This is a genomic window from Pararhizobium sp. (genome assembly GCF_035497515.1).
GTDB lineage: Bacteria > Pseudomonadota > Alphaproteobacteria > Rhizobiales > Rhizobiaceae > Pararhizobium.
In genome coordinates this window covers 14,108-37,975 of sequence record NZ_DATJDJ010000071.1, presented here as the reverse complement: position 1 = coordinate 37,975, position 23,868 = coordinate 14,108, and the positions used below count along the sequence as shown (strand labels likewise).

The 23,868-nt window shown below is 61.8% G+C and carries 27 protein-coding genes; 14 read left to right on the top strand and 13 right to left on the bottom strand.

What is annotated here, in order from left to right; all coding sequences use genetic code 11:
- Positions 1–60: 60 nt before the first annotated feature.
- On the top strand, positions 61–531 hold the full coding sequence (dut, locus tag VL202_RS08315) for a dUTP diphosphatase (protein WP_325463668.1): 471 nt from the start codon (positions 61–63) through the stop codon (positions 529–531).
- The gene (locus tag VL202_RS08310) at positions 532–1,419 is read left to right on the top strand and encodes a GNAT family N-acetyltransferase (RefSeq protein ID WP_325463657.1); all 888 of its coding nucleotides are present in this window, start codon (positions 532–534) and stop codon (positions 1,417–1,419) included. It begins immediately after the preceding gene.
- Between the two features lie 4 nt (positions 1,420–1,423).
- Here VL202_RS08310 and VL202_RS08305 read toward each other — a convergent pair whose 3' ends face one another.
- Positions 1,424–1,867: an Lrp/AsnC family transcriptional regulator gene (locus VL202_RS08305; RefSeq protein ID WP_325463656.1), complete on the bottom strand. Its 444-nt coding sequence runs from the start codon at positions 1,865–1,867 to the stop codon at positions 1,424–1,426.
- 134 nt (positions 1,868–2,001) lie between these two features.
- On the opposite strand from VL202_RS08305, the gene VL202_RS08300 reads away from it, so the two are divergent.
- Positions 2,002–2,904 carry a DMT family transporter gene (locus tag VL202_RS08300; RefSeq protein ID WP_325463655.1) on the top strand — a complete coding sequence of 301 codons (903 nt, stop codon included), beginning with the start codon at positions 2,002–2,004 and terminating at the stop codon, positions 2,902–2,904.
- A 15-nt stretch (positions 2,905–2,919) separates the two neighbouring features.
- Entirely contained in the window at positions 2,920–3,225 is a 306-nt protein-coding gene (locus tag VL202_RS08295) for an NIPSNAP family protein (protein WP_325463654.1), read from the top strand.
- Between the two features lies 1 nt (position 3,226).
- On the opposite strand, the gene VL202_RS08290 is transcribed toward VL202_RS08295, so the two are convergent.
- Positions 3,227–3,784 carry a cysteine hydrolase family protein gene (locus VL202_RS08290; protein ID WP_325463653.1) on the bottom strand — a complete coding sequence of 186 codons (558 nt, stop codon included), beginning with the start codon at positions 3,782–3,784 and terminating at the stop codon, positions 3,227–3,229.
- A gap of 227 nt (positions 3,785–4,011) precedes the next feature.
- Between VL202_RS08290 and VL202_RS08285 the strand changes: the two genes are divergently transcribed.
- Both VL202_RS08285 and cysK read left to right on the top strand, forming a co-directional pair.
- Positions 4,012–4,629: a LysE family translocator gene (locus VL202_RS08285; RefSeq protein WP_325463652.1), complete on the top strand. Its 618-nt coding sequence runs from the start codon at positions 4,012–4,014 to the stop codon at positions 4,627–4,629.
- Between the two features lie 132 nt (positions 4,630–4,761).
- Positions 4,762–5,730 (top strand): cysteine synthase A, encoded by a 969-nt coding sequence (gene cysK, locus VL202_RS08280; RefSeq protein WP_325463651.1) that lies wholly within the window; start codon positions 4,762–4,764, stop codon positions 5,728–5,730.
- Between the two features lie 427 nt (positions 5,731–6,157).
- Here the strand turns inward: cysK and VL202_RS08275 are convergent, their stop codons facing one another.
- The 3 genes from VL202_RS08275 to VL202_RS08265 form a co-directional block, all read right to left on the bottom strand.
- Entirely contained in the window at positions 6,158–7,690 is a 1,533-nt protein-coding gene (locus VL202_RS08275) for a YifB family Mg chelatase-like AAA ATPase (protein ID WP_325463650.1), read from the bottom strand.
- Between the two features lie 252 nt (positions 7,691–7,942).
- Positions 7,943–8,890, bottom strand: coding sequence for a glutathione synthase (gshB, locus tag VL202_RS08270; protein WP_325463649.1), 948 nt, complete (start codon positions 8,888–8,890; stop codon positions 7,943–7,945).
- Positions 8,891–9,440: 550 nt separating this feature from the next.
- Positions 9,441–9,968 (bottom strand): dihydrofolate reductase family protein, encoded by a 528-nt coding sequence (locus tag VL202_RS08265; RefSeq protein ID WP_325463648.1) that lies wholly within the window; start codon positions 9,966–9,968, stop codon positions 9,441–9,443.
- A gap of 283 nt (positions 9,969–10,251) precedes the next feature.
- Between VL202_RS08265 and VL202_RS08260 the strand changes: the two genes are divergently transcribed.
- Positions 10,252–10,956 (top strand): SDR family oxidoreductase, encoded by a 705-nt coding sequence (locus VL202_RS08260; protein WP_325463647.1) that lies wholly within the window; start codon positions 10,252–10,254, stop codon positions 10,954–10,956.
- Positions 10,957–11,326: 370 nt separating this feature from the next.
- Here VL202_RS08260 and VL202_RS08255 read toward each other — a convergent pair whose 3' ends face one another.
- The 8 genes from VL202_RS08255 to VL202_RS08220 all read right to left on the bottom strand — a co-directional run bounded on the left by VL202_RS08255 (position 11,327) and on the right by VL202_RS08220 (position 18,051).
- Complete coding sequence (locus tag VL202_RS08255) at positions 11,327–12,436, bottom strand: sn-glycerol-3-phosphate import ATP-binding protein UgpC (protein ID WP_325463646.1); 1,110 nt, start codon at positions 12,434–12,436, stop codon at positions 11,327–11,329.
- 11 nt (positions 12,437–12,447) lie between these two features.
- Positions 12,448–13,290 carry a sn-glycerol-3-phosphate ABC transporter permease UgpE gene (gene ugpE / locus VL202_RS08250; RefSeq protein ID WP_325463645.1) on the bottom strand — a complete coding sequence of 281 codons (843 nt, stop codon included), beginning with the start codon at positions 13,288–13,290 and terminating at the stop codon, positions 12,448–12,450.
- Between the two features lie 13 nt (positions 13,291–13,303).
- Positions 13,304–14,128 carry an ABC transporter permease subunit gene (locus tag VL202_RS08245; protein ID WP_325463667.1) on the bottom strand — a complete coding sequence of 275 codons (825 nt, stop codon included), beginning with the start codon at positions 14,126–14,128 and terminating at the stop codon, positions 13,304–13,306.
- 339 nt (positions 14,129–14,467) lie between these two features.
- Positions 14,468–15,766 carry an extracellular solute-binding protein gene (locus VL202_RS08240; protein WP_325463644.1) on the bottom strand — a complete coding sequence of 433 codons (1,299 nt, stop codon included), beginning with the start codon at positions 15,764–15,766 and terminating at the stop codon, positions 14,468–14,470.
- Positions 15,767–15,870: 104 nt separating this feature from the next.
- On the bottom strand, positions 15,871–16,239 hold the full coding sequence (locus tag VL202_RS08235) for a YraN family protein (protein ID WP_325463643.1): 369 nt from the start codon (positions 16,237–16,239) through the stop codon (positions 15,871–15,873).
- Positions 16,229–17,173, bottom strand: coding sequence for a 16S rRNA (cytidine(1402)-2'-O)-methyltransferase (rsmI, locus tag VL202_RS08230; protein ID WP_325463642.1), 945 nt, complete (start codon positions 17,171–17,173; stop codon positions 16,229–16,231). The genes VL202_RS08235 and rsmI overlap by 11 nt, the downstream gene beginning before the upstream one ends.
- A 114-nt stretch (positions 17,174–17,287) precedes the next feature.
- A complete protein-coding gene (arsC, locus tag VL202_RS08225) occupies positions 17,288–17,719 on the bottom strand; it encodes an arsenate reductase (glutaredoxin) (protein WP_325463641.1) in 432 nt (143 codons plus the stop codon).
- On the bottom strand, positions 17,716–18,051 hold the full coding sequence (locus VL202_RS08220) for a metalloregulator ArsR/SmtB family transcription factor (RefSeq protein WP_325463640.1): 336 nt from the start codon (positions 18,049–18,051) through the stop codon (positions 17,716–17,718). The genes arsC and VL202_RS08220 overlap by 4 nt, the downstream gene beginning before the upstream one ends.
- Positions 18,052–18,093: 42 nt before the next feature.
- Between VL202_RS08220 and VL202_RS08215 the strand changes: the two genes are divergently transcribed.
- The 7 genes from VL202_RS08215 (at position 18,094) to VL202_RS08185 (ending at position 23,716) form a co-directional block, all read left to right on the top strand.
- Positions 18,094–18,615 carry a DUF6428 family protein gene (locus VL202_RS08215; RefSeq protein WP_325463639.1) on the top strand — a complete coding sequence of 174 codons (522 nt, stop codon included), beginning with the start codon at positions 18,094–18,096 and terminating at the stop codon, positions 18,613–18,615.
- A 320-nt stretch (positions 18,616–18,935) separates the two neighbouring features.
- Entirely contained in the window at positions 18,936–20,054 is a 1,119-nt protein-coding gene (gene dnaN / locus VL202_RS08210) for a DNA polymerase III subunit beta (protein WP_325463638.1), read from the top strand.
- A 264-nt stretch (positions 20,055–20,318) separates the two neighbouring features.
- The gene (pmtA, locus tag VL202_RS08205; RefSeq protein WP_325463637.1) at positions 20,319–20,915 is read left to right on the top strand and encodes a phospholipid N-methyltransferase PmtA; all 597 of its coding nucleotides are present in this window, start codon (positions 20,319–20,321) and stop codon (positions 20,913–20,915) included.
- Positions 20,916–20,923: 8 nt separating this feature from the next.
- On the top strand, positions 20,924–21,514 hold the full coding sequence (locus VL202_RS08200) for a histidine phosphatase family protein (RefSeq protein ID WP_325463636.1): 591 nt from the start codon (positions 20,924–20,926) through the stop codon (positions 21,512–21,514).
- Entirely contained in the window at positions 21,511–22,209 is a 699-nt protein-coding gene (gene pyrF, locus VL202_RS08195; RefSeq protein ID WP_325463635.1) for an orotidine-5'-phosphate decarboxylase, read from the top strand. The genes VL202_RS08200 and pyrF overlap by 4 nt, the downstream gene beginning before the upstream one ends.
- A gap of 117 nt (positions 22,210–22,326) precedes the next feature.
- Positions 22,327–22,614, top strand: coding sequence for a DUF1330 domain-containing protein (locus tag VL202_RS08190; protein ID WP_325463634.1), 288 nt, complete (start codon positions 22,327–22,329; stop codon positions 22,612–22,614).
- Positions 22,615–22,735: 121 nt separating this feature from the next.
- Complete coding sequence (locus tag VL202_RS08185; RefSeq protein WP_325463633.1) at positions 22,736–23,716, top strand: complex I NDUFA9 subunit family protein; 981 nt, start codon at positions 22,736–22,738, stop codon at positions 23,714–23,716.
- Positions 23,717–23,868 lie beyond the last annotated feature (152 nt).

Genomic DNA, 23,868 nt, shown 5'->3' with positions numbered 1-23,868 from the left:
GCCGTGGATAACTTGCAATTCGCATTGGCCATGTCGGGCCTCGAATTGCTAATGAAAGGCATGACCCTTCATGCCAAGACCAGACCGTCCCTCAGCCTTGTCCGCCTGCCGCATGGTACGGATATTGCCCTGCCATCCTACGAGACGGCGGGAGCCGCCGGCATGGATCTGCGCGCCGCCGTTGCCGCGGACCGGCCGATGATCCTTTCGCCGGGCAAGCGAGCCCTGGTGCCGGCCGGCTTCATCTTCGAGATCCCGGCCGGATACGAGGCCCAGATCCGCCCGCGCTCCGGGCTCGCCTTCAAGCATGGCATCACCTGCCTCAACACACCCGGCACGATCGACAGCGACTATCGCGGCGAGGTCAAGGTGCTGCTGGTCAATCTCGGCGACGAGGATTTCGTCATCGAGCGCGGCATGCGCATCGCCCAGATGGTGATTGCCCCGGTGACGCAGGTCACGGTCCACGAAGTCCGGGAAACGAGCGAGACAGCGCGCGGCGCTGGCGGGTTCGGCTCGACGGGCATCTAGGTGATTGCCGTCTCTGGCCAGCCGGTTTTCCGCCAGGATTATTTCGGCGATTCTGCCGCCTGGTCGGCGCTGGTTTCACTGTTGCAGGACACGTTCGATATCGATGTCGGCATTCAGGATCGCTTCGGTGGCCCGGACCCGACAAGCATGCCGTTCGGCTATTTCGACGCCGATGGTAAATGTGTCGCCAATTTCAGTGTTTTCTCCATGCCGGTCGTTATTGGCGGGCGGTCCGTGAAAGCGGCGGGCTTTCAGTCCGGCGCGGTGCGGCCCCAATGGCGGGGGCGGGGTCTTTATCGCGACCTGATGAACCGTGCGTTTGCATGGAGTGACGCACAGGGTTTCGAACTTGGTCTGCTTCTGACCGACAAGCCTGCACTTTACGAGCCGTATGCTTTCCGGGTTCTTCCGCAGTATCGGTTCGTGGGTGCGCCGCCGGAGGCGAAACCCTGGACAACGGCGCGGCGTCTCTCGCTGGAGAACGATGGCGACATCGCCCTGCTCAAGGAATTGCTGCGGAACAGGACACCGGTTTCGGAGCGTTTCGCCGTCCTTTCCCAGATGGAGATGTTCCTGCTGAACGGCGTCTTTGATGGTGACATCAGGCTCCACCATCTTGAAGCATCCGATGTGGTCGCCGTTTGGAAAGAGAATGGCAAGACTGTTCAACTGCTTGATATCGTTGGGCGGGCGATCCCATCGCTTGCGGATATCCTCGCGGCGCTACGGTTGACGCCGGATCGCGTCGAGGTCTGCTTTCCGCGGGATCGGCTGGGCTGGCAGGGGATACCGGAAATGTATCCGTCCGGTACGAGCCTGATGGTGCGGGGTGCGGCGATCGAGGCCTTCGGCAACCACGTCATGCTGTCGCCGATGGCCGAGTTCTGACGTCCTATTTGCCCAGCAGCGGCGGCAATCGCCGCTTCACCGGGGTCGACTTGACGATCGAGGTGTTGGTCTGGGCGCGTTCGGCGACCTTGTCGAGGATCGTGTCGAGTTGTTCCATGTCGCGCACCAGAAGCTTGGCGATGAAGCAGTCGTCGCCGGTTACCTTGTCGCATTCAACGAATTCCGGCGTCTCCTGGATGAGTTTTTCGACGATATGCAGCATGCCCGGCATGGGCCGGACGCGGACGACAGCCTGCAGCGCATAGCCGAGTGCGACGGGATTGATGCCGACGGTAAAGCCGGTGATCACACCGCGATCCTCCAGACGGCGCAAGCGGTCGGCGGTGCTGGGCGAAGACAGGCCTGCTTCCTGCGCCAGTTCCTTCAGCGAGATCCGGGCATTGAGGGAGAGGATGTCGAGAAGCCGGCGGTCGAGATCGTCGAGCAAGGAAGCCTCCGTTAGGGAAGATGGCTGTAATACCTTTTTCAGTAAGGCAATATACGGCAATCACCTCTGATAATCCATATTTTTGCACCTGTTGTCGCGATATTCTCCGTTCGCGTTCAATGGAGTGGATGAACATGGACAAGGATATCAAGACCGGCAGTCTCGAAATGACCGCGGCGATGCTGATTTCCGGCACGATCGGCTGGTTCGTGCTGATGTCCGGGCAGCCGGTGGTCGATGTCGTGTTCTGGCGATGCCTGTTCGGCGCGCTGACGCTGCTCGTGATCTGCGCGGCGCTCGGGGATTTCCGTCGCGATATCCTGGCCTGGCGCCTGCTGGGGCTTGCTGTGCTGGGCGGCGTGGCGATCGTCGTCAACTGGCTCTTGCTGTTCGGCGCCTATTCTCGTGCCTCGATCTCGATCTCAACCATGGTCTACAACACCCAGCCGTTCATGCTGCTGGCGATTGGCGGGCTGTTCTTCAAGGAGAGGATCACCGCGATCAAGTTCGTCTGGCTCGGCGTCGCCTTTGCCGGCATGATTGCCATCGTCGAGGCGAAGCCGGCGGGTGAGTTTACCGGCGCTGCCTATTTGACGGGCATCGCGATGGCGCTCGGCGCCGCCTTGTTCTATGCGCTTGCCGCCATGGTCGCCAAACAGCTCAAGGGAACGCCACCGCATCTGATCGCGCTGATCCAGGTCGTCACCGGCCTCCTGATGCTGGCACCGCTCGCCGGCGGATCCGGCCTGCCGGCCGAGCCACGTCAATGGGCCTTGCTGATCGCCATGGGCGTCCTCCATACCGGGCTGATGTATGTACTGCTCTATGGCGCCATCCAGAAGCTGCCGACGCATCTGACCGGCGCCTTGTCCTTCATCTATCCGGTGGCCGCCCTTGCCGTCGACCGGATCGCCTTCGGCCATCAGTTGCAGCCGGTCCAGATCATAGGCTCGGTCGCGATCCTGATTGCGGCGGCGGGCATGACATTCGGCTGGACATGGCCCCGTCCGGTGCGGCATCAGGCAAGCAAGACCTGATCCAGGGAGACCCGCATGATCACCTGCACCCTTCGTTACGTCATCGATCCGTACAAGCTGGCGGACTTCGAGGACTATGCCCGGCTCTGGATCCCGCTGGTCAACCGGCTGGGCGGCACGCATCACGGCTATTTCATGCCGCATGAAGGCGCAAACAACATCGCGCTTGCCCTCTTCAGCTTTCCGAGCCTGGCGGCCTACGAGACTTATCGCGAGCGCATGGCCAGGGACGCCGAATGCCAGGCGGCTTTTGCGCTTGCCGAGCGCACGCGCTGCATCCTCAGCTATGAGCGCAGCTTCATGCGCCCGGTCTTCGAATAGCTCAGAAGCTGATTTCGTTGGCGCGGCGCAGTTCGACGTGATGGGCGCCGGCATCGAAACCGCTCAGGAGCCGGTTGTGATGGGCGATGATCTGCGGGAAGGTCAGTTCGCCCATGTCACCGGTCGCGTGACCGTCCGATAGCAGCGTGACGTGGTAACCGAGCGAGACGGCACGGCGCACCGTGGTGTCGACGCAGAACTGCGTCATGCAGCCGCCAATGACGAGGTGGGTAATGGAGCGTTTTGCCAGTTCGTCCTGCAGGTCTGTCTGGAAGAAGCTGTCGCAGGCCTTCTTGTGGACGACGGTTTCGCCGGGAACCGGCGCGATCTCGTGGCGCAGGCCCCAGCCGTGCGACGAACGCGCCAGCCGGTCTCCGGGGCCGCCATCATGCTGCACCAGGATGACCGGGATATGGGCGGCACGGGCGCGGGCCTGGAGCGACTGCAGGCGGCCGACCGTCTCGGTGAGCGCGGCGTCGATGGCCGGCTGACGATCCGGCGTCCCTTCGTTTTCGAGGATGGCATTCTGGACGTCGATGATGAGCAGGGCAGTGGTCATGTTTGTCGCCGATCGATGTTTGGAAGAGCGTTGACCTCTTCGAGGACAGGGGCGGTGATACCGCGCCGGGTCATGCTGAGCCGGACGTTATCGAAGCGCCGCCGTTCGCACAGGCGGCCTGATTAGACCGATCGATGCAGCCGATCAATACAGTCGATCAATACAAGGAAAATTGCCTCGATCAGAAAAAGCCGATACATGTCGGCGGCACAAATTCCGGAGCTCCAATGACGATCGCCACCCTTCTTGCCTATTCCACGGCGCTTTTCATCGCGGCCGCGATCCCGGGGCCGGGAATGACGGCGATCGTCGCGCGCGCTCTCGGCTCCGGATTTCGCGAAACCTTCTTCATGGGGCTTGGTCTCGTGCTCGGCGATCTCGTCTATCTGACCGCCGTCATCCTCGGCCTCGCCTTCGTCGCGCAGACGTTCACCACCGCCTTCCTGGTCATCAAGATCCTTGGCGCGCTCTATCTGGTCTATATCGCCTGGAAGCTGTGGACCGCCGGCCTGCTGCCGCAGGATATCCAGGCGCGCAAGAGCACCAGCCTTGGTCTTTCCTTCCTCTCCGGCCTGCTGATCACGCTTGGCAATCCGAAGACCATGCTGTTCTACGTGGCGCTGGTGCCGACGCTGATCGACCTGCACGCCATCGGCATCAATGACTACGCGTTGCTGGTCGGCGCCACTTTCATCGTGCTGATGTCGGTTTTGATCCCCTATATCCTGCTTGCTTCCCGCGCCCGGCTGCTGCTCAAGCAGCCCCGCGCGCTGAAATCTCTGAACCGGGCCGCAGCCAGCATTCTGGGTGTCACGGCCGCCTATATCGCCGCTCGCGCAACCTGAAAAAATCATCCTGCGCTTGGTAGTTCCGCAACAGTTTATTCCAATGGAACACGGCGCGCGGTCGGCATCACTCTGGCCAGTGCGCTGCTTTGCCCCTATTGTTCACGCAACTGAATGAAACGGGAGAACACCATGTCTGAACAGCGCAAGCCCGGCCGCGGCCGTATCTATTCCTCGATCACCGAGACGATCGGCGATACCCCGATCGTGCGCCTGGACAAGCTCGCCAGGGAGAATGGCGTGAAGGCCAATCTTCTGGCCAAGCTCGAGTTCTTCAATCCCATCGCCTCCGTCAAGGACCGCATCGGCGTGGCGATGATCGAATCGCTGGAAGCGCAGGGCAAGATCACCCCCGGCAAGACGACACTGGTCGAGCCGACCTCGGGCAATACCGGCATCGCGCTCGCCTTCGCCGCCGCTGCCAAGGGCTACAAGCTGATCCTCACCATGCCGGAGACCATGTCGGTCGAGCGCCGCAAGATGCTGGCGCTGCTCGGTGCTGAACTGGTGCTGACGGAAGGTCCCAAAGGCATGAAGGGCGCGATCGCCAAGGCTGAGGAACTGGCGTCTTCGCTTCCCGACGCGATCATCCCACAGCAGTTCGAGAACCCGGCCAATCCGGAAATCCACCGCAAGACGACGGCCGAGGAAATCTGGAACGATACGGACGGCAGCGTCGATATCCTCGTGTCGGGTATCGGCACCGGTGGCACGATCACCGGTGCCGGCCAAGTGCTGAAGGCGAAGAAACCGTCGATCAAGGTCGTGGCCGTCGAGCCGGTCGAATCCCCGGTCCTGTCAGGCGGCGCTCCCGGTCCGCACAAGATCCAGGGCATCGGCGCCGGCTTTGCCCCCGCCGTCCTCGACACCAAGATCTATGATGAAGTCGTCACCGTCTCCAGCGCGGAATCAATCGAGACCGCCCGCCACGTCGCCCGCCTCGAAGGCGTCCCGGTCGGCATCTCCTCTGGCGCGGCCCTGGCGGCGGCGATCAAGGTCGGCCAGCGCCCGGAAAACGAAGGCAAGACCATCGTCGTCATCATCCCGTCCTTCGCCGAGCGCTATCTTTCGACGGCTCTGTTCGACGGGTTGGGCGGTTGAGGTTGGCATGAGGTCATTCGGGGCCGATTTTGCCGGCCTTGGACTGCCGACGAGGTCATTTGGGTGGTCATTTTGGACATGATACAGGCGCCAGATTTCCCGTCATTCCTCTGCTCGTCACAGGAATCCATTCAGATCACGTCTTTGATCTGAATGGATCTTTTGACCCGACGAATGTCGGGTCGCTGGATTCCCGCCACAAGGGCGTGGAAGACGGAGAGTGGGATGTCGACCTTGCCCGGCATCCGGGCCGGAACGGTCGGCTTCATTCCTTATAGATGCTGAAAACACAGGCCGCGTGTTCGATCTCCCGGCCAAAATACAGTGATAAAACCACGGTATCAAAAATCCTGTCAAAGAACTGCCAGCACCTTTTCCGAGACACTCGCCCTCACATAATAGCCCATCCGGAATGGCCGGGGAAATCTCACGCGGCCGCCGTCAGCCGTTCGCTGGCGATGCGGTAGGAGATGGCTTCGGCCAGATGGATGCGGCCGACGGTCGGTTTTTCGTCGAGATCGGCGAGGGTGCGGGCGACCTTCAGGATGCGGTGATAGCCGCGCGCTGAGAATTTCATCTTTTCGGCGGCATCGCGCAGCAATTGCAGGCCACCGGCATCGGGCTCGGCCATCTTTTCGATCATCGCCGTCGAGCAGCGGGCATTGGACAGGACCCGCGGCGTGCCGAAGGCGATGAAACGGTCCATCTGGATTTCGCGGGCCTTCGCCACCCGCCGGGCGACGACGGCACTGGTCTCTGCCGGCGCCGGGCGGATGAGGTCGGCGGCGGTGACGGAGGGCACGTCGATACGGATATCGATCCGGTCCATCAGCGGGCCGGAAATGCGGCCCTGATAATCGGAAACACAGCGCGGGCCACGGGCGCAGCTATGGCCGGGTTCTCCAGCCATGCCGCAGCGGCAGGGATTCATGGCGGCGACCAGCTGGACGGCAGCGGGATAGGTGACGCGGTGATTGGCGCGGGCGATGATGCATTCGGCCGTTTCCAGCGGCTGGCGCAGCGCGTCGAGCACCTGCGGCGTGAATTCCGGGAACTCGTCGAGAAAGAGCACACCGTTGTGTGCGAGGGACGCTTCGCCCGGCTTGGCGCGCATGCCGCCCCCGATCATCGCCGCCATGGTGGCGGAATGATGTGGCGTGCGGAACGGCCGACGGTCCGACAGCTTGCCGCCGGCGAGCTGTCCGGCGATCGAATGGATCATCGAGACCTCGAGCAGTTCCGATGGCGACAGCGGCGGCAGGATGGAGGGCAGGCGGGCAGCCAGCATCGACTTGCCGGAACCGGGCGGGCCGACCATCAAGAGGTTGTGATTGCCGGCGGCGGCGACTTCCAGCGCCCGCTTGGCGCTTTCCTGCCCCTTGATCTCGGCGAGATCGGGCATGTTGGCGGCAGTGGCGCGCACCGAGGCCTCCGGCCGCGACAGGACCTGCGTGCCGCGAAAATGGTTGGCGAGCGCGATCAGGCTGCGCGGCGCGAGAATATCGATCTCGGAACCGGCCCATGCGGCTTCCGCGCCGCTGTCGGCGGGGCAGATCAGGCCCTTGCCGAGCCCGTTGGCGCCGATGGCGGCGGGCAGGGCGCCGGCGACGGCGGCGATCGTGCCGTCGAGATTGAGTTCGCCAATGACGACATAGCCGTCCAGCGCATCGCCGGGAATGGCGCCGAGCGCCGCCATCAGGCCGAGCGCGATAGGGAGGTCGAAGTGACTGCCCTCCTTGGGAAGATCGGCAGGCGCGAGGTTGATGGTGACCTTCTTGGCCGGCAGCGACAGGCCGGAGGCGTGCAGCGCGGCCTGGACACGTTCTCGGCTTTCGGCCACCGCCTTGTCCGGCAGGCCGACGATCTGCATGCCGACCTTGCCCGGAGCGACCATGACCTGAACATCGACCGGAACGCCTTCTATGCCTTGAAATGCAACCGTACTGACACGCGCGACCATGATTGCCCCTCTTGCCGCGCGACGGGCTGATAACCCGCCGCCACAACCTTCATCGGTTGTGACGGGAAATCTTGCACGAATACCGGAATAAAACAAGAACAATCATCGAACATAACGGACGATGTCAAACGCCTGGGTTGCGATTGGTTGTATTGTGTGAACGAAGCAGAACAACCGCGAACATCCGGAGCGCGAAATGGGTTGTATACGCAGCGGGCCGGGACGGCGAAGCCCCGGCCGCGGGTGTGGCGATCAGGCGCGCTTGCGCTCGATCGCATCCCAGAGAAGTGCCGCGATATCGGCACCGCCGAATTTCTTCACTTCGCGGATGCCGGTTGGCGAGGTGACGTTGATCTCGGTCATGACGTCGCCGATCACGTCGATGCCGACGAGCAGGAAGCCGCGTTCACGCAAAGCCGGGCCGATGCGGGCGCAGATTTCCCTTTCGCGCGGCGTCAGTTCCGTCGGCGTGGGTGTGCCACCGGCATGCATGTTGGAGCGGGCGTCATGTTCGGCGGGCACGCGGTTGATCGCGCCGACCGGCTCACCATCAACGAGAATGATGCGTTTGTCACCCTTGCGCACCGCCGGCAGGTATTCCTGGGCGATGAAGGGTTCGCGGAACATCTGGCCGAACATTTCCAGGAGTGACGACATATTGCGATCGTCGCGGGTCGAATGGAACACGCCGGCGCCGCCATTGCCGTAGAGCGGCTTCAGGATGATATCGCCCATTTCGGCGCGGAACGCGGCGATTTCGGCGGGATCGCGGGTGATCAGCGTTTTCGGCATCAGGTCCGGGAATTCGGTGACGAAGATCTTTTCCGGCGAATTGCGCACCCAGGCGGGATCGTTGACCACCAGCGTCTTCGGGTGGATGCGCTCAAGCAGATGCGTCGAGGTGATATAGGCCATGTCGAAGGGCGGATCCTGGCGCAGCAGCACCACGTCCATGGTCGACAGGTCGATGCGCTCGGCGTCACCCAGGGTGTAATGATCGCCCTTGACGTCGCGCAGCGTCATCGGCTGGACGGTGGCATAGACCTTGCCGTCTCGCAGCGACAGCTGGTTGGGCGTATAGTGGAAGAGCTTGTAGCCGCGGCCTTGAGCTTCCAGGCTCATGGCGAAGGTACTGTCGCCGGCGATGGTGATGCCGGAGACATGGTCCATCTGGACCGCGACATTGGTGATCTTCGCCATGGGTGGTTTCCTGTTGATCGTGGGCGTCATGATATGCAGGCCGTTGTATAGCAATCGGGCCGGCGGGAGCCTACAGATTTCTATCCGCGCTGCGCCCGAAATGCGGAACGGTTTTCTCTCTTCATATCGAGGGCACGCGGCGGCCTTCACGCGGCGCGGTGCGTCCGTGGTTTGAACACTGAACTCGGCGGGGACACATCGGGTGCCTGGTTGAGTTGGTCAAAAATGACACGCGATGTGTCCCGTCTCGGTGGTTTTTACCTGCAACTCCGGTTTCTCTGCCAGAACGGAGAACCCACGGGATCAGGGGCAATTGCGCCACCAGCCGTTCTGTTGTGTGCCTCGCCGGCAACGCTTTCCGGTGTATCCGATGGCGGGACGGGAGGATTGTGGCATGAGATTCTGACGCGGGGATTCTGGTTCGGAGCGGAGATCCCCTCACCAACAAAATCTGACACTGAACCTTGGCTAAGATGTTGATTTCGTGTCCTCTCCCACTGGGGGAGAGGTAAGGGTGTCGAACCTTCCGGATAAGGCCACGTCCCCGTTTTCAGGCGGGGACATAGGTCAGGCGGACGACATCCTCGATCCGGTCATGGGCGACGAGCTTGAGCGGCGGGCGAGGGCCGGCAAAGTATCGTTTGCCGTGGGCGATCACGACGGGGCAGAGATAGAGCCTGTATTCATCGATCAGGCCGAGATCGGTGAGGCTTTTGGCGATATCCGGGCCGGCGACCTCGATCTCGCCATCGAGCCGGGCTTTCAGGTCGCGTATCTCGGCCTCCAGGTTCTCGCCCAGGATCGAGGCATTGGGGCCGGCCTCCGTCAGCGTGCGCGAGGCGATCCATTTATGCTGCCGGCGCCAGGCTTCGGCGAATTCCCGCTCGGCGTCACCCCATTCCGGATGTTCGTCGTCCCAGTAGCGCATGACCTCGTACATACGGCGACCATAAAGGCTGCCGGTCTGACCGCGCGCTTCCTCGATGAAATGGCGGAAAAGCTTTGGCGTCGGCGCGAATTCCATATGGTCGACATAGCCATCCAGCGACACCAGCATTCCGAAGACGAGTTTTGCCATGCCTCATTCTCCTCCCATGTCATTCCGATTGCATTTTGCAATCGGTTTAAGTGGTAATTGAACTGCTCTTCGATTGCAATCAGTTTTCGGGTGCCCGAACCTGATGACGCGGCAGCCGGCAGGCCGTTGAGGCAGGGAAGCACGCCGAGCGTGGCGGGTAATCCAACAGATTTTCTATTGGCGGATCATAGGAGAACGGTGTCGATATCGAATGATTTCGGTGATATTTCAAGCCACACGATAGACGGCAGTTCGAAGCCAAAACCACAGGAAGGAAGAGATGATGACGATGGAAAAGGTAGCGATCGTGACGGCGGGCGGCAGCGGCATGGGGGCGGAGAGCGCGCGGCGTCTGGCGGCCGACGGCTTCAAGGTGGCGATCCTGTCTTCGTCCGGGAAGGGCGAGGCGCTTGCCCAGGAACTCGGCGGCATCGGCATTACCGGCTCCAACCAGTCGAACGATGACCTGCAGCGGCTTGTGGACGCAACGGTGGAGAAATGGGGACGTATCGACGTGCTGGTCAACAGCGCCGGCCACGGACCGCGCAAGCAGATCCTCGAACTGACCGACGAGGACTGGAAGGCCGGCCTCGATGTCTACTTCCTCAATGCAGTGCGGCCGACCCGTCTCGTCACGCCGATCATGCGGAAGCAGAAGGCAGGCGTCATCATCAACATCTCGACGGCCTGGGCTTTCGAGCCGTCGTCGATGTTTCCGACCTCGGCGGTGGCGCGGGCGGGCCTTGCATCCTTCACCAAGATCTTCGCCGACACCTATGCGGCGGAAAATATCCGCATGAACAACGTCCTGCCCGGCTGGATCGACAGCCTGCCCGCCACCGACGAGCGCCGTCAGGGCGTGCCGATGCAGCGTTACGGCACCAGCGCCGAGATCGCGGCAACCGTCGCGTTTCTTGCCTCGGAAGGGGCTGCCTATATCACCGGCCAGAACATCCGCGTCGATGGCGGCATTACCCGCTCGGTGTGAGCGCGCCGTAAGGCTCGATTGCCTTGCCGCTCCGGGCCTGATCCGGGGCGGCCGTTATCGCTTGCCGCACAGTGTCGTTTCCGGCCTTCAAGAGGCCCCTGATTTCCCTGTGGTGAATATTTACTTCTGGCGCCGCATGAATTCGGCGAAAACAGGCTCGGTAAAATCCAGATAGCTCAAGTCCTTGAGCTGAAATGGTCTTTTGACCCGACGGATGTCGGGTCGCTGGATACCCGCCCCAAGGGCGGGTATGACGGAGAGTGAGGATTCCACGCCCTCAAGCAACCACCTTGAGCCAAATTTCCAAGACTTGTCGGTCCGAAATGCCAACTCGGAAGGCTGCTTCACGAACGCGGCCTCGCGTTCGGAGCTATCCAGCAACTGCTTCCAGCACCTCCGCCACCTCGCGTTTGCCAACTGCGCCGCCCTGCGCCAACCGCTTGCCCGTCGTCGTGTCGAAGAAGTGCAGTCGCGACGGGGCGATGGTGAGCGCGATCGTATCGGTGATTTCGATCTCCGGCGAGAGGGCGGCGGTGAGGGCCTTGCCGTCGATCGTGCCGTGGACAAGGCGCTGGGCGCCGAGTTCCTCGACATAGCCGACCTTCAGGCTGAGCGCCTGTTCACCGGGATTGGCGAGGCGCAGGTCCTCGGCGCGGATGCCGACGGTGAGATCGGTAGGGAGCGACGAGAGGCGGGCGGCCTCGATGATCTGCGAGCCGAAATGCAACTGGTTGCCTTCGCGATTGGCGCGCAGCAGATTCATGGCCGGTGAACCGATGAAGCTGGCGACGAAGGTCGAGGCCGGTTTGTGGTAGACGTCGAGCGGCCGGCCGATCTGTTCGATCTCGCCGCCGTTCAGGACCACGAGCCGGTCGGCGAGCGTCATGGCCTCCAACTGGTCATGGGTGACGTAGAGCGAGGTCGTGCCGAGGCGTTTCTGCAATTGCTTGATCTCGCCGCGCATCGAGACGCGCAGCTTGGCGTCGAGGTTGGACAAGGGTTCGTCGAACAGGAAGGCGGCGGGTTTGCGGACGATGGCGCGGCCCATGGCGACACGCTGGCGCTGGCCGCCGGACAGGGCGCGGGGCTTGCGGGTGAGATACTGCTCGATCTCCAGCATGCGGGCGGCTTCGGCGACGCGGGCGTCGATCTCGGTTTTCGGCGTGCCGCGGTTTTTCAGGCCATATGCGAGGTTGTTGTAGACGGTCATGTGCGGATAAAGCGCATAGTTCTGGAAGACCATGGCGATGTCGCGCGCGGCGGGCTCGATATCGTTGATCACCCGGTCGCCGATTTCCACGGTGCCCTTTGAGATCGCCTCAAGGCCGGCGACCATGCGCAGTAGCGTGGACTTGCCGCAGCCGGACGGGCCGACGAGCACGATGAACTCGCCATCGGCGATGTCTATGGAGACGGATTTGACCGCCTCGACGCCGCCTGCGTAGATCTTCGAAACATTGGTGATGTTGATTGCTGCCATGGCGCGCTCCTCTACTTGTCGCTTTCGGTGAGACCCTTGATGAACCAGCGCTGGAAGACCATGACGATCATCACTGGCGGCAGCATGGCGAGGATCGCCAGGGCAAAGGCTTCGTTGTAGTCGGGAATGTTGGAGCCGACCCAGACGAGCAGGATCTGCTTGATGCCGCGAACGAGAGTGAAGAAGCTCTCGTCGGTGGTCATCAGCGTCGGCCAGAGATACTGGTTCCAGCCATAGACGAACATGATGATGAAGATCGCCGCGATCATCGTCTTGGACAGGGGCACGATCACGTCGATGAAGAACTTGAACGGCCCGGCCCCGTCGATGCGGGCGGCCTCCAGCAGTTCGTCGGGGATCGATTTGAAGAACTGGCGGAAATAGAAGGTGCCGGTGGCCGACGCCAGCAGCGGCACGATCAGGCCGGTATAGGTGTTGGTCAGCTTCAGCGTGTTCATCACCTCGTAGGACGGCAGGATGCGCACTTCGAGCGGCAGCAGCAGCGTGGTGAAGATCATCCAGAAGGTGATGGTGGCGAAGCGGAAGCGGAAATAGACGAGCGCGTAGGCCGCCAGCATCGACAGGACGATCTTGCCGGCGGCGAAACCGAGGCCGAGGATGAGGGAATTCATCATCATCCTGAGCCCGGTGATCTTGCCGGTGAAGCCGCCCTGCTTGGTCAGCACCTTGGTGTAGGTATCGACGAAGTGCCCGCCGGGCAGGATGGACAGGCCGTTGCGGTGGATATCGGCGGCTTCGTGGCTGGAGGTCATCAGGGCGACGACCAGCGGGCCGACCATGATGAACACGCCCAGCATGAGAATAAAATGATCGAAGAGTTTGACGCGCTGCATGGTTCGGCTCCGCTCAGGTGTAGTGGACGCGCCGCTCGATGAAGCGGAACTGGAAGATGGTGAGCACGAAGACGATGATCATCAGGATCACCGACTGGGCCGACGAGCCGCCGAGGTCGTTGCCGCGGAAGCCGTCCATATAGACCTTGTAGACCAGCGTGATCGGATTGTTGGCGGCCTTGTCCTTCACCATCACGTCGATGACGCCGAACGTATCGAACAGGGCGTAGGTGGTGTTGATGATCAAGAGGAAGAAGGCGGTGGGGGCAAGCAGCGGCAGGATGACGGTCCAGAAGCGACGCAAGCCCGAGCGGCAATCCATCAGCGCCGCTTCGCGCACCGAGGCCGGAATGCCCTGCAGGCCCGACAGGAAGAAGATGAAATTGTAGGGGATCTGCTTCCAGACGGAGACGACGATCACGGCGATGGCTGTGTCGTTGTAGTTCAGCCCGACCTTCATCTCCCAGCCGAAGAAGCCGACGAATTTCACCAGCGGGCCGATATGCTGGTCGAACAGCATCATGCCCATAAGGCCGGCGACCGGCGGGGCGATAGCGTAGACCCAGATCAACAGCGTCTTGTAGGTGGCGTTGCCGCGAATGATGCCGTCAGCCTTGACGGCGAGCAGCAGGCCAAGCGCCAGCGAAAAGAAAGTGACGAGGGCGGTAAAGACGGCCGTGAAGCGGGCAATGCCGAGATATTCGCCGGATTTCAGCACGTCGGTGTAATTGGCAAGGCCGACGAAGGTGGAGCCGAAGCCGAAGGGGTCCTCGAGATAGAAGGACGACTGGATCGCCTGGACCGAGGGCCAATAGAAGAAGATGACGATGATCGCCATCTGCGGGGCGAGGAAGAGATAGGGCAGAAGGGGCGAGGAGAACTGCACGCGCTTGGCGAAATGCGGCTCGGATGGAGCGGAGCGAAAACGCCGGTGGAAGCCGCCGGCGGTGGAGACCGCGGGGCTCGCCGGGGAGAGCGATGGTGCGTGCGTCATGGTCGGGACCCTTGGGGAGCGCAGGAAGGATGACCCGGTGTTTGCCGCATCCCCCCCTCTGTCACTTCGTGACATCTCCCCCTCAGGGGGGAGATTAGTTCATTTCCCTCGCCACGTTCGTGATTGAGACGAGAAGATGCGTCTTGTGATCTCCCTCCCCACAAGGGGGAGGGAGATCAGAGATCAGCCAGCCGTCTTGGCAAACCGGGCGAGGAGGTCGTTGCCTTCCTTCTCGATCGTTTCGAAGGCGTCCTTCACGGAGACTTCGCCGGCGAAGATGCGGCCGTATTCGCGTTCCATGATTTCGCGGATCTGCGGATAGAAGCCGAGGCGGTAGCCCTTCGACCATTCGCCGGCCTGCAGCAGCAGCTGCTGGATGCCGACTTCGGCAGCGGGCTTCTCGTTGTAATAGCCCTGGCTCTTGGCCAGCGCGTAGGCAGCCTTGGTGATCGCGACGTAACCGGTGGCTTCATGGTAGAAGACCTGGATTTCCGGCGAGGTCAGGAACTGGAAGAAATCGGCAACGCACTTGTTTTCTTCATCCGACTTGCCGGCCATGGCGAACAGGGCAGCGCCGCCGATGAAGGACGAGGTGCCTGCACCCTTGATCGAACCCCAGTACGGCAGGAAGGTTGCCGAGAACGGCATCTGTGCCGTCTTCTGCAGACCGCCGAACGAGCCCGACGAACCGATCCAGAGAGCCGCCTTGTTCTCTTCGAACATTTTCTGGTTATCGTTCCAGCCGGCGCCGTAATAGGCGAAATAGCCTTCGTCGGCCCAGGCCTTCAGCTTGTCGAACATCATGATCAGGTTCGGGTCGGTGACCTTCAGCTGGGTGTCGGTAACGCTGTCATAGCCGTTGTTGTTGGTGGCGAACTGGATGTTGTTGCGCGAGAAGAAGTTCTCGGTGAACTGCCAGGTCAGCTGCGACTGGACGAGCGGGATGAAACCGGCTTCTTTCAGCTTCGGAGCGGCGGCTTCGAATTCTTCCCAGGTCTTCGGAGCTTCGACGCCAGCCTTCTTCAGGGCTTCGTCGTTGATGTACATGATCGGCGCCGAGGAATTGAACGGCATGCCGACGAACTTGCCTTCGCTATCGGCGTAGAAATAGCGCACGCCGTCGATGAAGGCGTCGCGGTCGAATGTGTAGCCGGCGTTGTTGATCAGGTCTTCAGCCGGAATGACGGCGCCCTTGGCATTGATGATCGTTGCTGCGCCAGCGTCGAAAACCTGCAGGATGTTCGGCTGTTCGCCCGAACGGAAGGCGGCGATGCCGGATGCCAGCGCTTCCTCGTAGGTGCCCTTGGAAACCGGGGTCAGCGCGCAAGCGCTCTGGGCGGCGTTGAACTTGGTCGCAACTTCGTTGATGACCTCGCCGTTGCGGCCGGCCATGCCGTGCCACCAGGTGATGTTGGTTGCAGCGAGTGAGGAGGTGGCGGAGAAAACCAGCGCGAGGCCGGTCATCGTGAATTTCCTGATCATGGCAGTTCCTTTCACCAGGGTTAAGGTGAGGAACCGGCTAAAGCCCTTTCATGACGTGCGGATAACGCTTTTGTGTCGGAACGATTACAAGGATGCACAGCTGTTCAAAAAGCATCCGGCAAATGGACAGGCCAGCGCCAGGGCATGACGGAGACGATGTCGTAGCGGATTGAGAGTCGGGATGAATCCCTTTGTTTCGCAAGCCAGATGTCGCTTGCGGCACGGATACGGCGCTGTGCAAAATCGGAAACCGCAAAAACGGAATCCTCCAGCGAGCGGCGGGCTTTCACCTCGACGCAGGCGATCAGATTGCCCTTGCGTGCAATGATGTCGATTTCACCGAGCCTGGTTCGGTAGCGGAAGGCGACGATGCGGTAGCCTTTCAGAAACAGGAACAATGCGGCGCGATATTCGGCGAGCGAACCGCGCCGGACCGCTTTTCGCCTGTTGCTGTCGGGCGCCTCAGGCTTCATCCCTATCCCTGGATTCGCGCTCCTTGAGTTCGAGCAATCGGTCGTAGAGATCCTTGCGGTTGAGGCCGGTCTGCTTGGCGGCTTCGGTCGCGGCCTTGCCGGTCGACATGTCCTTGACGAGTTTCAGGAGGATGGCGTCGACATCGTCGGCTTCCGGGGCTGCCGGTGCGTCCGGCGGGCCAATCACCAGGACGATCTCGCCCTTGACGGTGGCGCCCTCGTCATAGAACGCCTTGAGTTCGGCCAGCGTGCCACGGCGGAATTCCTCGAAGGTCTTGGTCAGTTCCCGGCAGACGGACGCGCGGCGCTCCGGCCCGAGCACGTCATGGGCCGCCACGATAGTCGCTGCAATCCGGTGCGGCGATTCAAAGAACATCAGCGTGGCGGGGATGGCGGACAGCTCGGCAAACCGGTCGCGGCGCGCCTTGTCCTTGGATGGCAGGAAGCCGGCAAAGAGGAAGGCGTCGTTCGGCAGGCCTGAGCCGACAAGGGCGGCGAGCGGCGCGGAAGCGCCCGGAATGGGCACGACCCGATGGCCGCCCTCGATGGCGAGTTGCCCCAGGCGATAACCGGGATCGGAGACCAGTGGCGTGCCGGCGTCGGACACCAGCGCTACGGACTTTCCCTCGTCGAGCGCCGCCAGGAGCTTCGGACCGACCTCATTGGCATTGTATTCGTGATAGGCATAGGGGCGGTTGACGATGCCGTAGCGATCGAGCAGCACGCGGGTGACGCGCGTGTCCTCGCAGGCCAGCACATCGGCGCCGGCCAGCGTTTCCAGTGCGCGCAACGTGATATCGGAGAGATTGCCGATCGGGGTGGCGACCAGGTAGAGCGCCGGCTCCAGCGGCCGTGCGGGGACGACGACATTGTGCAGGCGGTAGCTCTTCTGCCGCTCGCCCGCTCCGCTTCTGCCGTCTGCCTGATGTTCCACGATGTATTCTTTCCTGCATGCCTTTACCGGCCTTTATGGGCGAGCGGCGGGCCGGGGGCAAGGGCGGTCAACGAAACTGGGCACAGCTCCCATCTGGCCTGTCGGGATATTCCTTCAGGCGATCCGCCTGCCGGTGGCGTCAAGCACCGGCTCGCCGTCTTCCTTGATGAATTCCGATGTGAACAGTTTTGCCGGGATGATCTCGAGCACAGCCTCAGAGGGGCGGGACAGGCAGGTGCCGAGCGGCGTGATCACAAATGGCCGGTTGATCAGAATGGGGTGTTCGAGCATGGCCTCGAGCAATCTGTCGTCGCTCACTGAAGGATTGTCGAGGCCCAGTTCGGCATAGGGCGTACCCTTCTCGCGGATGGCCTCGCGGACGGTCAGTCCGGCGTCATTGATCATCTTTGCAAGCTCGGTTTTCGCCGGCGGCGTCTTGAGATAGTCGATGACGACAGGCTCTATGCCTGCGTGCCGGATCAGGGCGAGCGTGTTGCGGGAGGTGCCGCATTGCGGATTATGATAGATCGTGACGGGAAAGGTCATTCTACCCCCTTGGGATTGGCGGCACCGGTGGGCGCGCAGATTTTCGGGTGCCCGGCGCAGCAGTCTTCCATCAGGAACCGCACGAGTTCGCCCAAAGCATCGAAGCTGGCCGTGTAGATGATCGAGCGCGACGCCCGTTGCTGGCTGACCAGCCCGGCCTGTTCGAGCGCCTTGAGATGGAAGCTGACATTGGTGGCGGAGACACCGGCTTCTTCGGCAACCGCGCCTGCGGCCAGACCGTCCGTCCCGGCGATCACGAGTATCCGGATGATCCGCAGCCTGGTTTCCTGCGAGAGCGCACCGAATGCGGAGAGGGCTTGACGTTCTTCCATATTTCAATAATCCTAAAAGTATGAAAATAAGGAATAGCGCAAATGGCAGTGCTCGACAATACCCTCTCGACATCCGACGATATCAGCCTCGGTTTCCTGCTGGCGGCGCTGGACGCCAGCCCGGATGCTCCCCTGGTGTTTTCCTACGACGGCGCCGATATCAAGCCGGGCTACCACATCACCGAGGTCAAGGCCGGGCGCTTTTCCGCGCTCGATTGCGGCGCCAATCCGGAGGCCTGGTCGGAGATTTTCGTGCAGCTCTGGGATATCGAGGAGGGCGATCGAACCCATATGCCGGCGCGCAAATTCGCTTCGATTGTCCGCAAGGTCGCCGAACATGTCGCCCTTGACGGATCAGCCCGGCTGACATTCGAGGTTTCCGATGGCGTCGCCCCGATGCAGCTCCACAAGGCCGCGTCACCGGTTGTGCGCGGCGGCGCCCTTCACGTGAACCTCTGTCCCCGGCCGGCGAGTTGCAAGCCCCGCGACCGGTGGTTGGCTGAAACGGTCAAGCAAGCATCGTCCTGCTGTGGGCCGACTTCGGGCGCCAGGTGTTGTGCCTGACATTGTGAAAAGGGGCAGGATGATGCACTTCGCGCCGCAGAACGGGGAAGAGGCAGTCAAACCCGGCAAGGCCTCTCTTCCGGCCTTCGGTCACCTTCTCCCCGTGGGCGGGCGGAAGGGATATGTTGCACCTTCCAAGGTATACTGGGGACTATCCACCCATCCCGCCGACAATCGTGCCGACTCGCAGGCGATAGCGCTTGATTTCCGCGACCTCTTTCTGCCATTTTGCCCGTCCACATCTCAGTGGGCCCGATCGGGCGTCAAAGGTAAAGGCCGGGAGCCCTGTTTCCCGGCGATGGTTGAAAGCGGTAGCATCCATGCGCATTACTCTAGAGCGGTCCAATCTCCTGAAGTCGCTGAACCACGTCCATCGCGTGGTCGAACGTCGCAACACCATTCCGATCCTCTCGAACGTGCTTCTGCGCTCGGATGGCGCCAGCCTCGACATGAAGGCGACCGACCTCGATCTCGAAATCACCGAGGCGACGCCGGCCCAGGTGGAGACACCAGGTGCGACGACGGTTCCGGCGCATCTGCTCTATGACATCGTCCGCAAGCTGCCTGACGGCTCGGAAGTGGCGCTCGCCACCAATGCCGAGGGCACGGCGATGACGGTGCAGTCCGGCCGCTCGAAATTCTCGCTGCAATGCCTGCCGCAGTCGGATTTCCCGGACCTGACCGCCGGTGCCTTCACCCATACGTTCAAGATGAAGGCGACGGACCTCAAGATGCTGATCGATCGCACCCAGTTTGCGATCTCGACGGAAGAGACCCGTTATTACCTGAACGGCATCTATATCCACACGATCGAAAGCAAGGGCCAGCTGAAGCTGCGCGCCGTGGCGACCGACGGTCATCGTCTCGCCCGCGCCGACCTCGAAGCGCCGTCGGGTTCCGAAGGCATGCCGGGCATCATCATTCCGCGCAAGACCGTCAGCGAGTTGCAGAAGCTGGTCGACAATCCCGAAGTCGTCGTCACCGTCGAAGTGTCCGACGCCAAGATCCGCCTCACCATCGGCTCCATCGTCATGACCTCGAAGCTGATCGACGGCACCTTTCCGGATTACCAGCGCGTCATCCCGGCCAACAACGACAAGGAACTGAAGATCGACTGCCAGTCCTTCGCCCAGGCCGTCGACCGCGTCTCGACCATTTCCTCCGAGCGTGGCCGTGCGGTGAAGCTGGCACTCAACGACGGCCAGCTGACGCTCACCGTCAACAACCCGGATTCGGGCAGCGCGACGGAAGAACTGGCGGTCGGCTATGACAGCGACCCGCTGGAAATCGGCTTCAATGCCAAGTACCTGCTCGATATCACCGCCCAGCTCTCCGGCACCGATGCCGTGTTCATGCTGGCCGATGCCGGCTCGCCGACGCTGGTGCGCGACATGGCGGGAGACGATGCGCTCTATGTTCTGATGCCGATGCGGGTTTAGTCGCAATCGCCATGATCGCAGAAAGGCCGGACTTGATCCGGCCTTTTGTATATAAGGGCCATCGAAAACATGATGTGCCGCGCTGCGGCAAGGACGTGCCTGGAGGATGAAACAGCTTCCTGTTGGTAGCAACAGTTGGTGGCGCGAAATGACTTGTTTTTGTCGTATTGAGCGACACATAATCATTTCGTAATGGAGGCGCTGCGTTGCAACAGGCAGGCATGATGTGCTGCCCGAACGCAGGCGATGTTGCTGGAGATACGCATGAATTTTCGTCTGAAAGAGCGTCTTGGCAAGAAATTCGATGAGGAAATCCGTTTCTTCAAAGGATGGAAGAGCAACATGAAGGCGGTCGGCTCGATCGTGCCGACATCGGGGTTTGCCGCCCGCAGGATGGCCAGCGTCGTCAATCCACATTCGGGCCTGCCGGTCCTGGAACTCGGACCCGGCACCGGCGTCATCACCAAGGCGATCCTGCAGAAGGGCGTTCAGCCGGAAAACCTCGTTTCCATCGAGTTCTCCACCGATTTCTACCAGCATCTCGTGAAGACCTATCCCGGCGTCGAATTCATCAACGGCGATGCGTTCGATCTCGACAGGACGCTGGGCCTGCGCCGCGACCAGACGTTCGACAGCGTCATCTCGGCCGTGCCGCTTCTCAATTTTCCCATGCACATGCGGGTGTCGCTGATCGAAGACCTGCTGTCGCGCATACCCGTCGGGCGACCGGTCATCCAGATCTCCTACGGCCCGCTGTCGCCGGTCGTGGCCATGCCCGACCGCTACCAGATCGCGCATTATGACTTCGTGGTGCGCAACATTCCGCCGGCACAGCTCTGGGTCTATCGCAAGACGCACTGAGCCGCGCGATGTTCGGGATCTACCTCACCCATCCACAGGTCCGCATCGATCCGGATGTGCCGGTGCCGCGCTGGGGCCTGTCCGGGATCGGCTCCGCGCGGGCCGAGAAGGCCGCGTCGTGCGGCTGGGCGAGGGAGCTTCGGCGCATCCTGTCCAGCGACGAGACCAAGGCGCTGGAAACCGCCGCGATCCTGGCGCAGGCAAGCGATTGCGATGTCGAGGTGCTGGAACATTCCGGTGAAAATGATCGCTCGGCCACCGGCTTTCTTGTGCCCGAGGAATTCGAAAAGGCGGCCAACCGGTTCTTTGCCCATCCGCGGGAGAGTTTCCACGGATGGGAGCGGGCGATCGACGCGCAACGGCGCATCGTGTCCGCGGTTTCTTGCGTGCTCGACAGGCATGATCCGTTGCAACCGATCGCCTTTGTCGGCCATGGCGGTGTCGGCACCCTGTTGAAATGCCATCTGGCCGGATTGCCGATCGCGCGCAGCCATGACCAGCCGGCCGGCGGCGGAAATCTGTTCGCATTTTCCCTTGCAGACCGCTCCCTTGCATGCGACTGGACCGGCATGGAGCTCTGGCAAGGATGGCAACAATGACTGCGACCGCGCGCGACCGGCTGATCGTCGGCCTTGATCTTCCCACCATCGGCGAGGCCGAAACCATCGTCAAAGCGCTTGATGATGACGTGCTGTTCTACAAGATCGGTTACCAGCTGGTCTTTGCCGGCGGTCTGGAATTTGCCCGCGACCTGGCGAAGGACGGCAAGAAGGTCTTTCTCGACATGAAGTTGCTCGATATCGACAACACCGTTGCCAAGGGTGTCGAGAACATCGTCAAGATGGGCATGTCGATGCTGACGCTGCATGCCTATCCGAAAGCGATGCGGGCGGCGGTCGAGGCGGCGAAGGGATCTGATCTCTGCCTGCTCGGCGTGACCGTTCTGACCTCGATGGACGAGCAGGATGTCATCGACGCCGGTTATGAATATGACCCGCATACGCTGGTGCTGCGCCGCGCCGAACAGGCGCGCAATGCCGGCATGGGTGGCATCGTCTGCTCGGCCGAGGAATCGGCGGCCGTGCGCAAGATCGTCGGCCCGGACCTTGCCATCGTCACCCCCGGCATCCGGCCGGCCGGCAGCGACAAGGGCGACCAGAAGCGGGTAATGACGCCTGCCGACGCGCTGAATGCAGGCTCGAGCCACCTCGTCGTCGGCCGCCCGATCGTCAAGACCGCCGATCCCAAGGCTGCGGCACGGGCCATTCTTGACGAAATGAGCGGCGTTCTCTGATCAGTCACCGGTATCCCTGATGACGTTGCTCGAAGGGAGCCTGCCTTGACCGGTCAAATGATTTGACGGAAGAAGCGGGGAAACGATGCCCGATTGCAGCGAACAAAGGAGACGATCATGGCCAAGGGATACTGGATTGCGCGGGTCGATGTGCGCGATGCCGAGCGTTACAAGGATTATGTCGCCGCGGCAAAGCCGGCCTTTGAAAAATACGGGGCCAGCTTCCTTGCCCGGGGCGGGGCCTTTCACCGTCTCGAGGGCGATGTGCGTGCGCGCAATGTCGTGATCGAGTTTCCCTCGCTGCAGGCGGCCGTCGATTGCTACAATTCCCCGGAATACCAGATCGCCGCCGTGATCCGCCAGGAAGTGGCGGATGCGGAAATGGTCGTCGTCGAAGGTATCTGACGATCATTTGCGGCTGCGGCGGAAAGCGGCAGCAAAGCCGGCGCGATAAGCCTTCACCTCGCCGGGTGATTGGGCTATGTAGCTCACATATATCTTGCAGAACATCAGGAGTGCCTGCGCCATGACCTTGTCCAATCTCCCGCCGCTCGTCACCGTTTTCGGCGGCTCCGGATTTGTCGGCCGTCATGTCGTACGGGCGCTGGCCAAGCGCGGCTTCCGCATCCGCGTCGCCGTCCGCCGCCCGGATCTTGCCGGTTTCCTGCAGCCGCTGGGCAATGTCGGGCAAATTTCCTTCGTCCAGGCCAACCTGCGTTACCGCAAGTCGGTCGATGCGGCGGTGCAGGGCGCAGATCACGTCGTCAACTGCGTCGGCATCCTGTTCGAGGCCGGGCGCAACACCTTCGACGCCGTTCAGGATTTTGGCGCGCGCGCGGTTGCCGAAGCGGCGCGTGGCGTCGGCGCGACCTTGACGCATGTCTCGGCACTCGGCGCCGATGTGAACTCCGAATCGGTTTATGCCCGCAGCAAGGGCCGCGCTGAAACGGCCATCCTCGATATCGTTCCGGATGCGGTGATCCTGCGTCCCTCGATCGTCTTCGGCCCGGAAGACGGCTTCTTCAACAAGTTCGCGGAAATGTCGCGCTTCTCGCCGGTCCTGCCGCTGGTCGGCGGCGGCAATACGGCGTTCCAGCCGATCTATGTCACGGATGTCGCCGAAGCGGTCGTCCGCTCCGTCGAAGGCAAGGTCGCCCGCGGCAGGATCTACGAGATCGGCGGCCCAGACGTGCTGACCTTCAAGGACTGTCTCGAGATCATGATGAAGGTCATCGACCGCAAGCGCATGCTCCTGCCGCTACCCTTCGGCATCGCCTCGATGATCGGCTCGGTTGCCTCGATGATCCCGTTCATCACGCCGCCGCTGACGGTCGACCAGGTCACGCTCCTGAAGGCCGACAATGTCGTGTCCGATGCCGCGCAGTCGGAAGGCCGCACGCTGAAGGCCTTTGGCATCGAGGGCACGTCGGTCGAATCCGTGCTGCCGTCCTACATGGTTCGCTACCGTCCGCAGGGCCAGTACAGCCGCTCCGGAAGCGCCGCCTGAGGGCGATTTTCACCCCTTTAACTCGGGTTGCAATCACGACCGCCGGCCTCCACCGGCGGTTTCTTTTTGTCCGATTTGAAAAAGCGTTGCGTTTCTGCCTCACTTAAAAAAGCGATTGGCATTTACCGTCGATTCAACATGTCTCGATATTG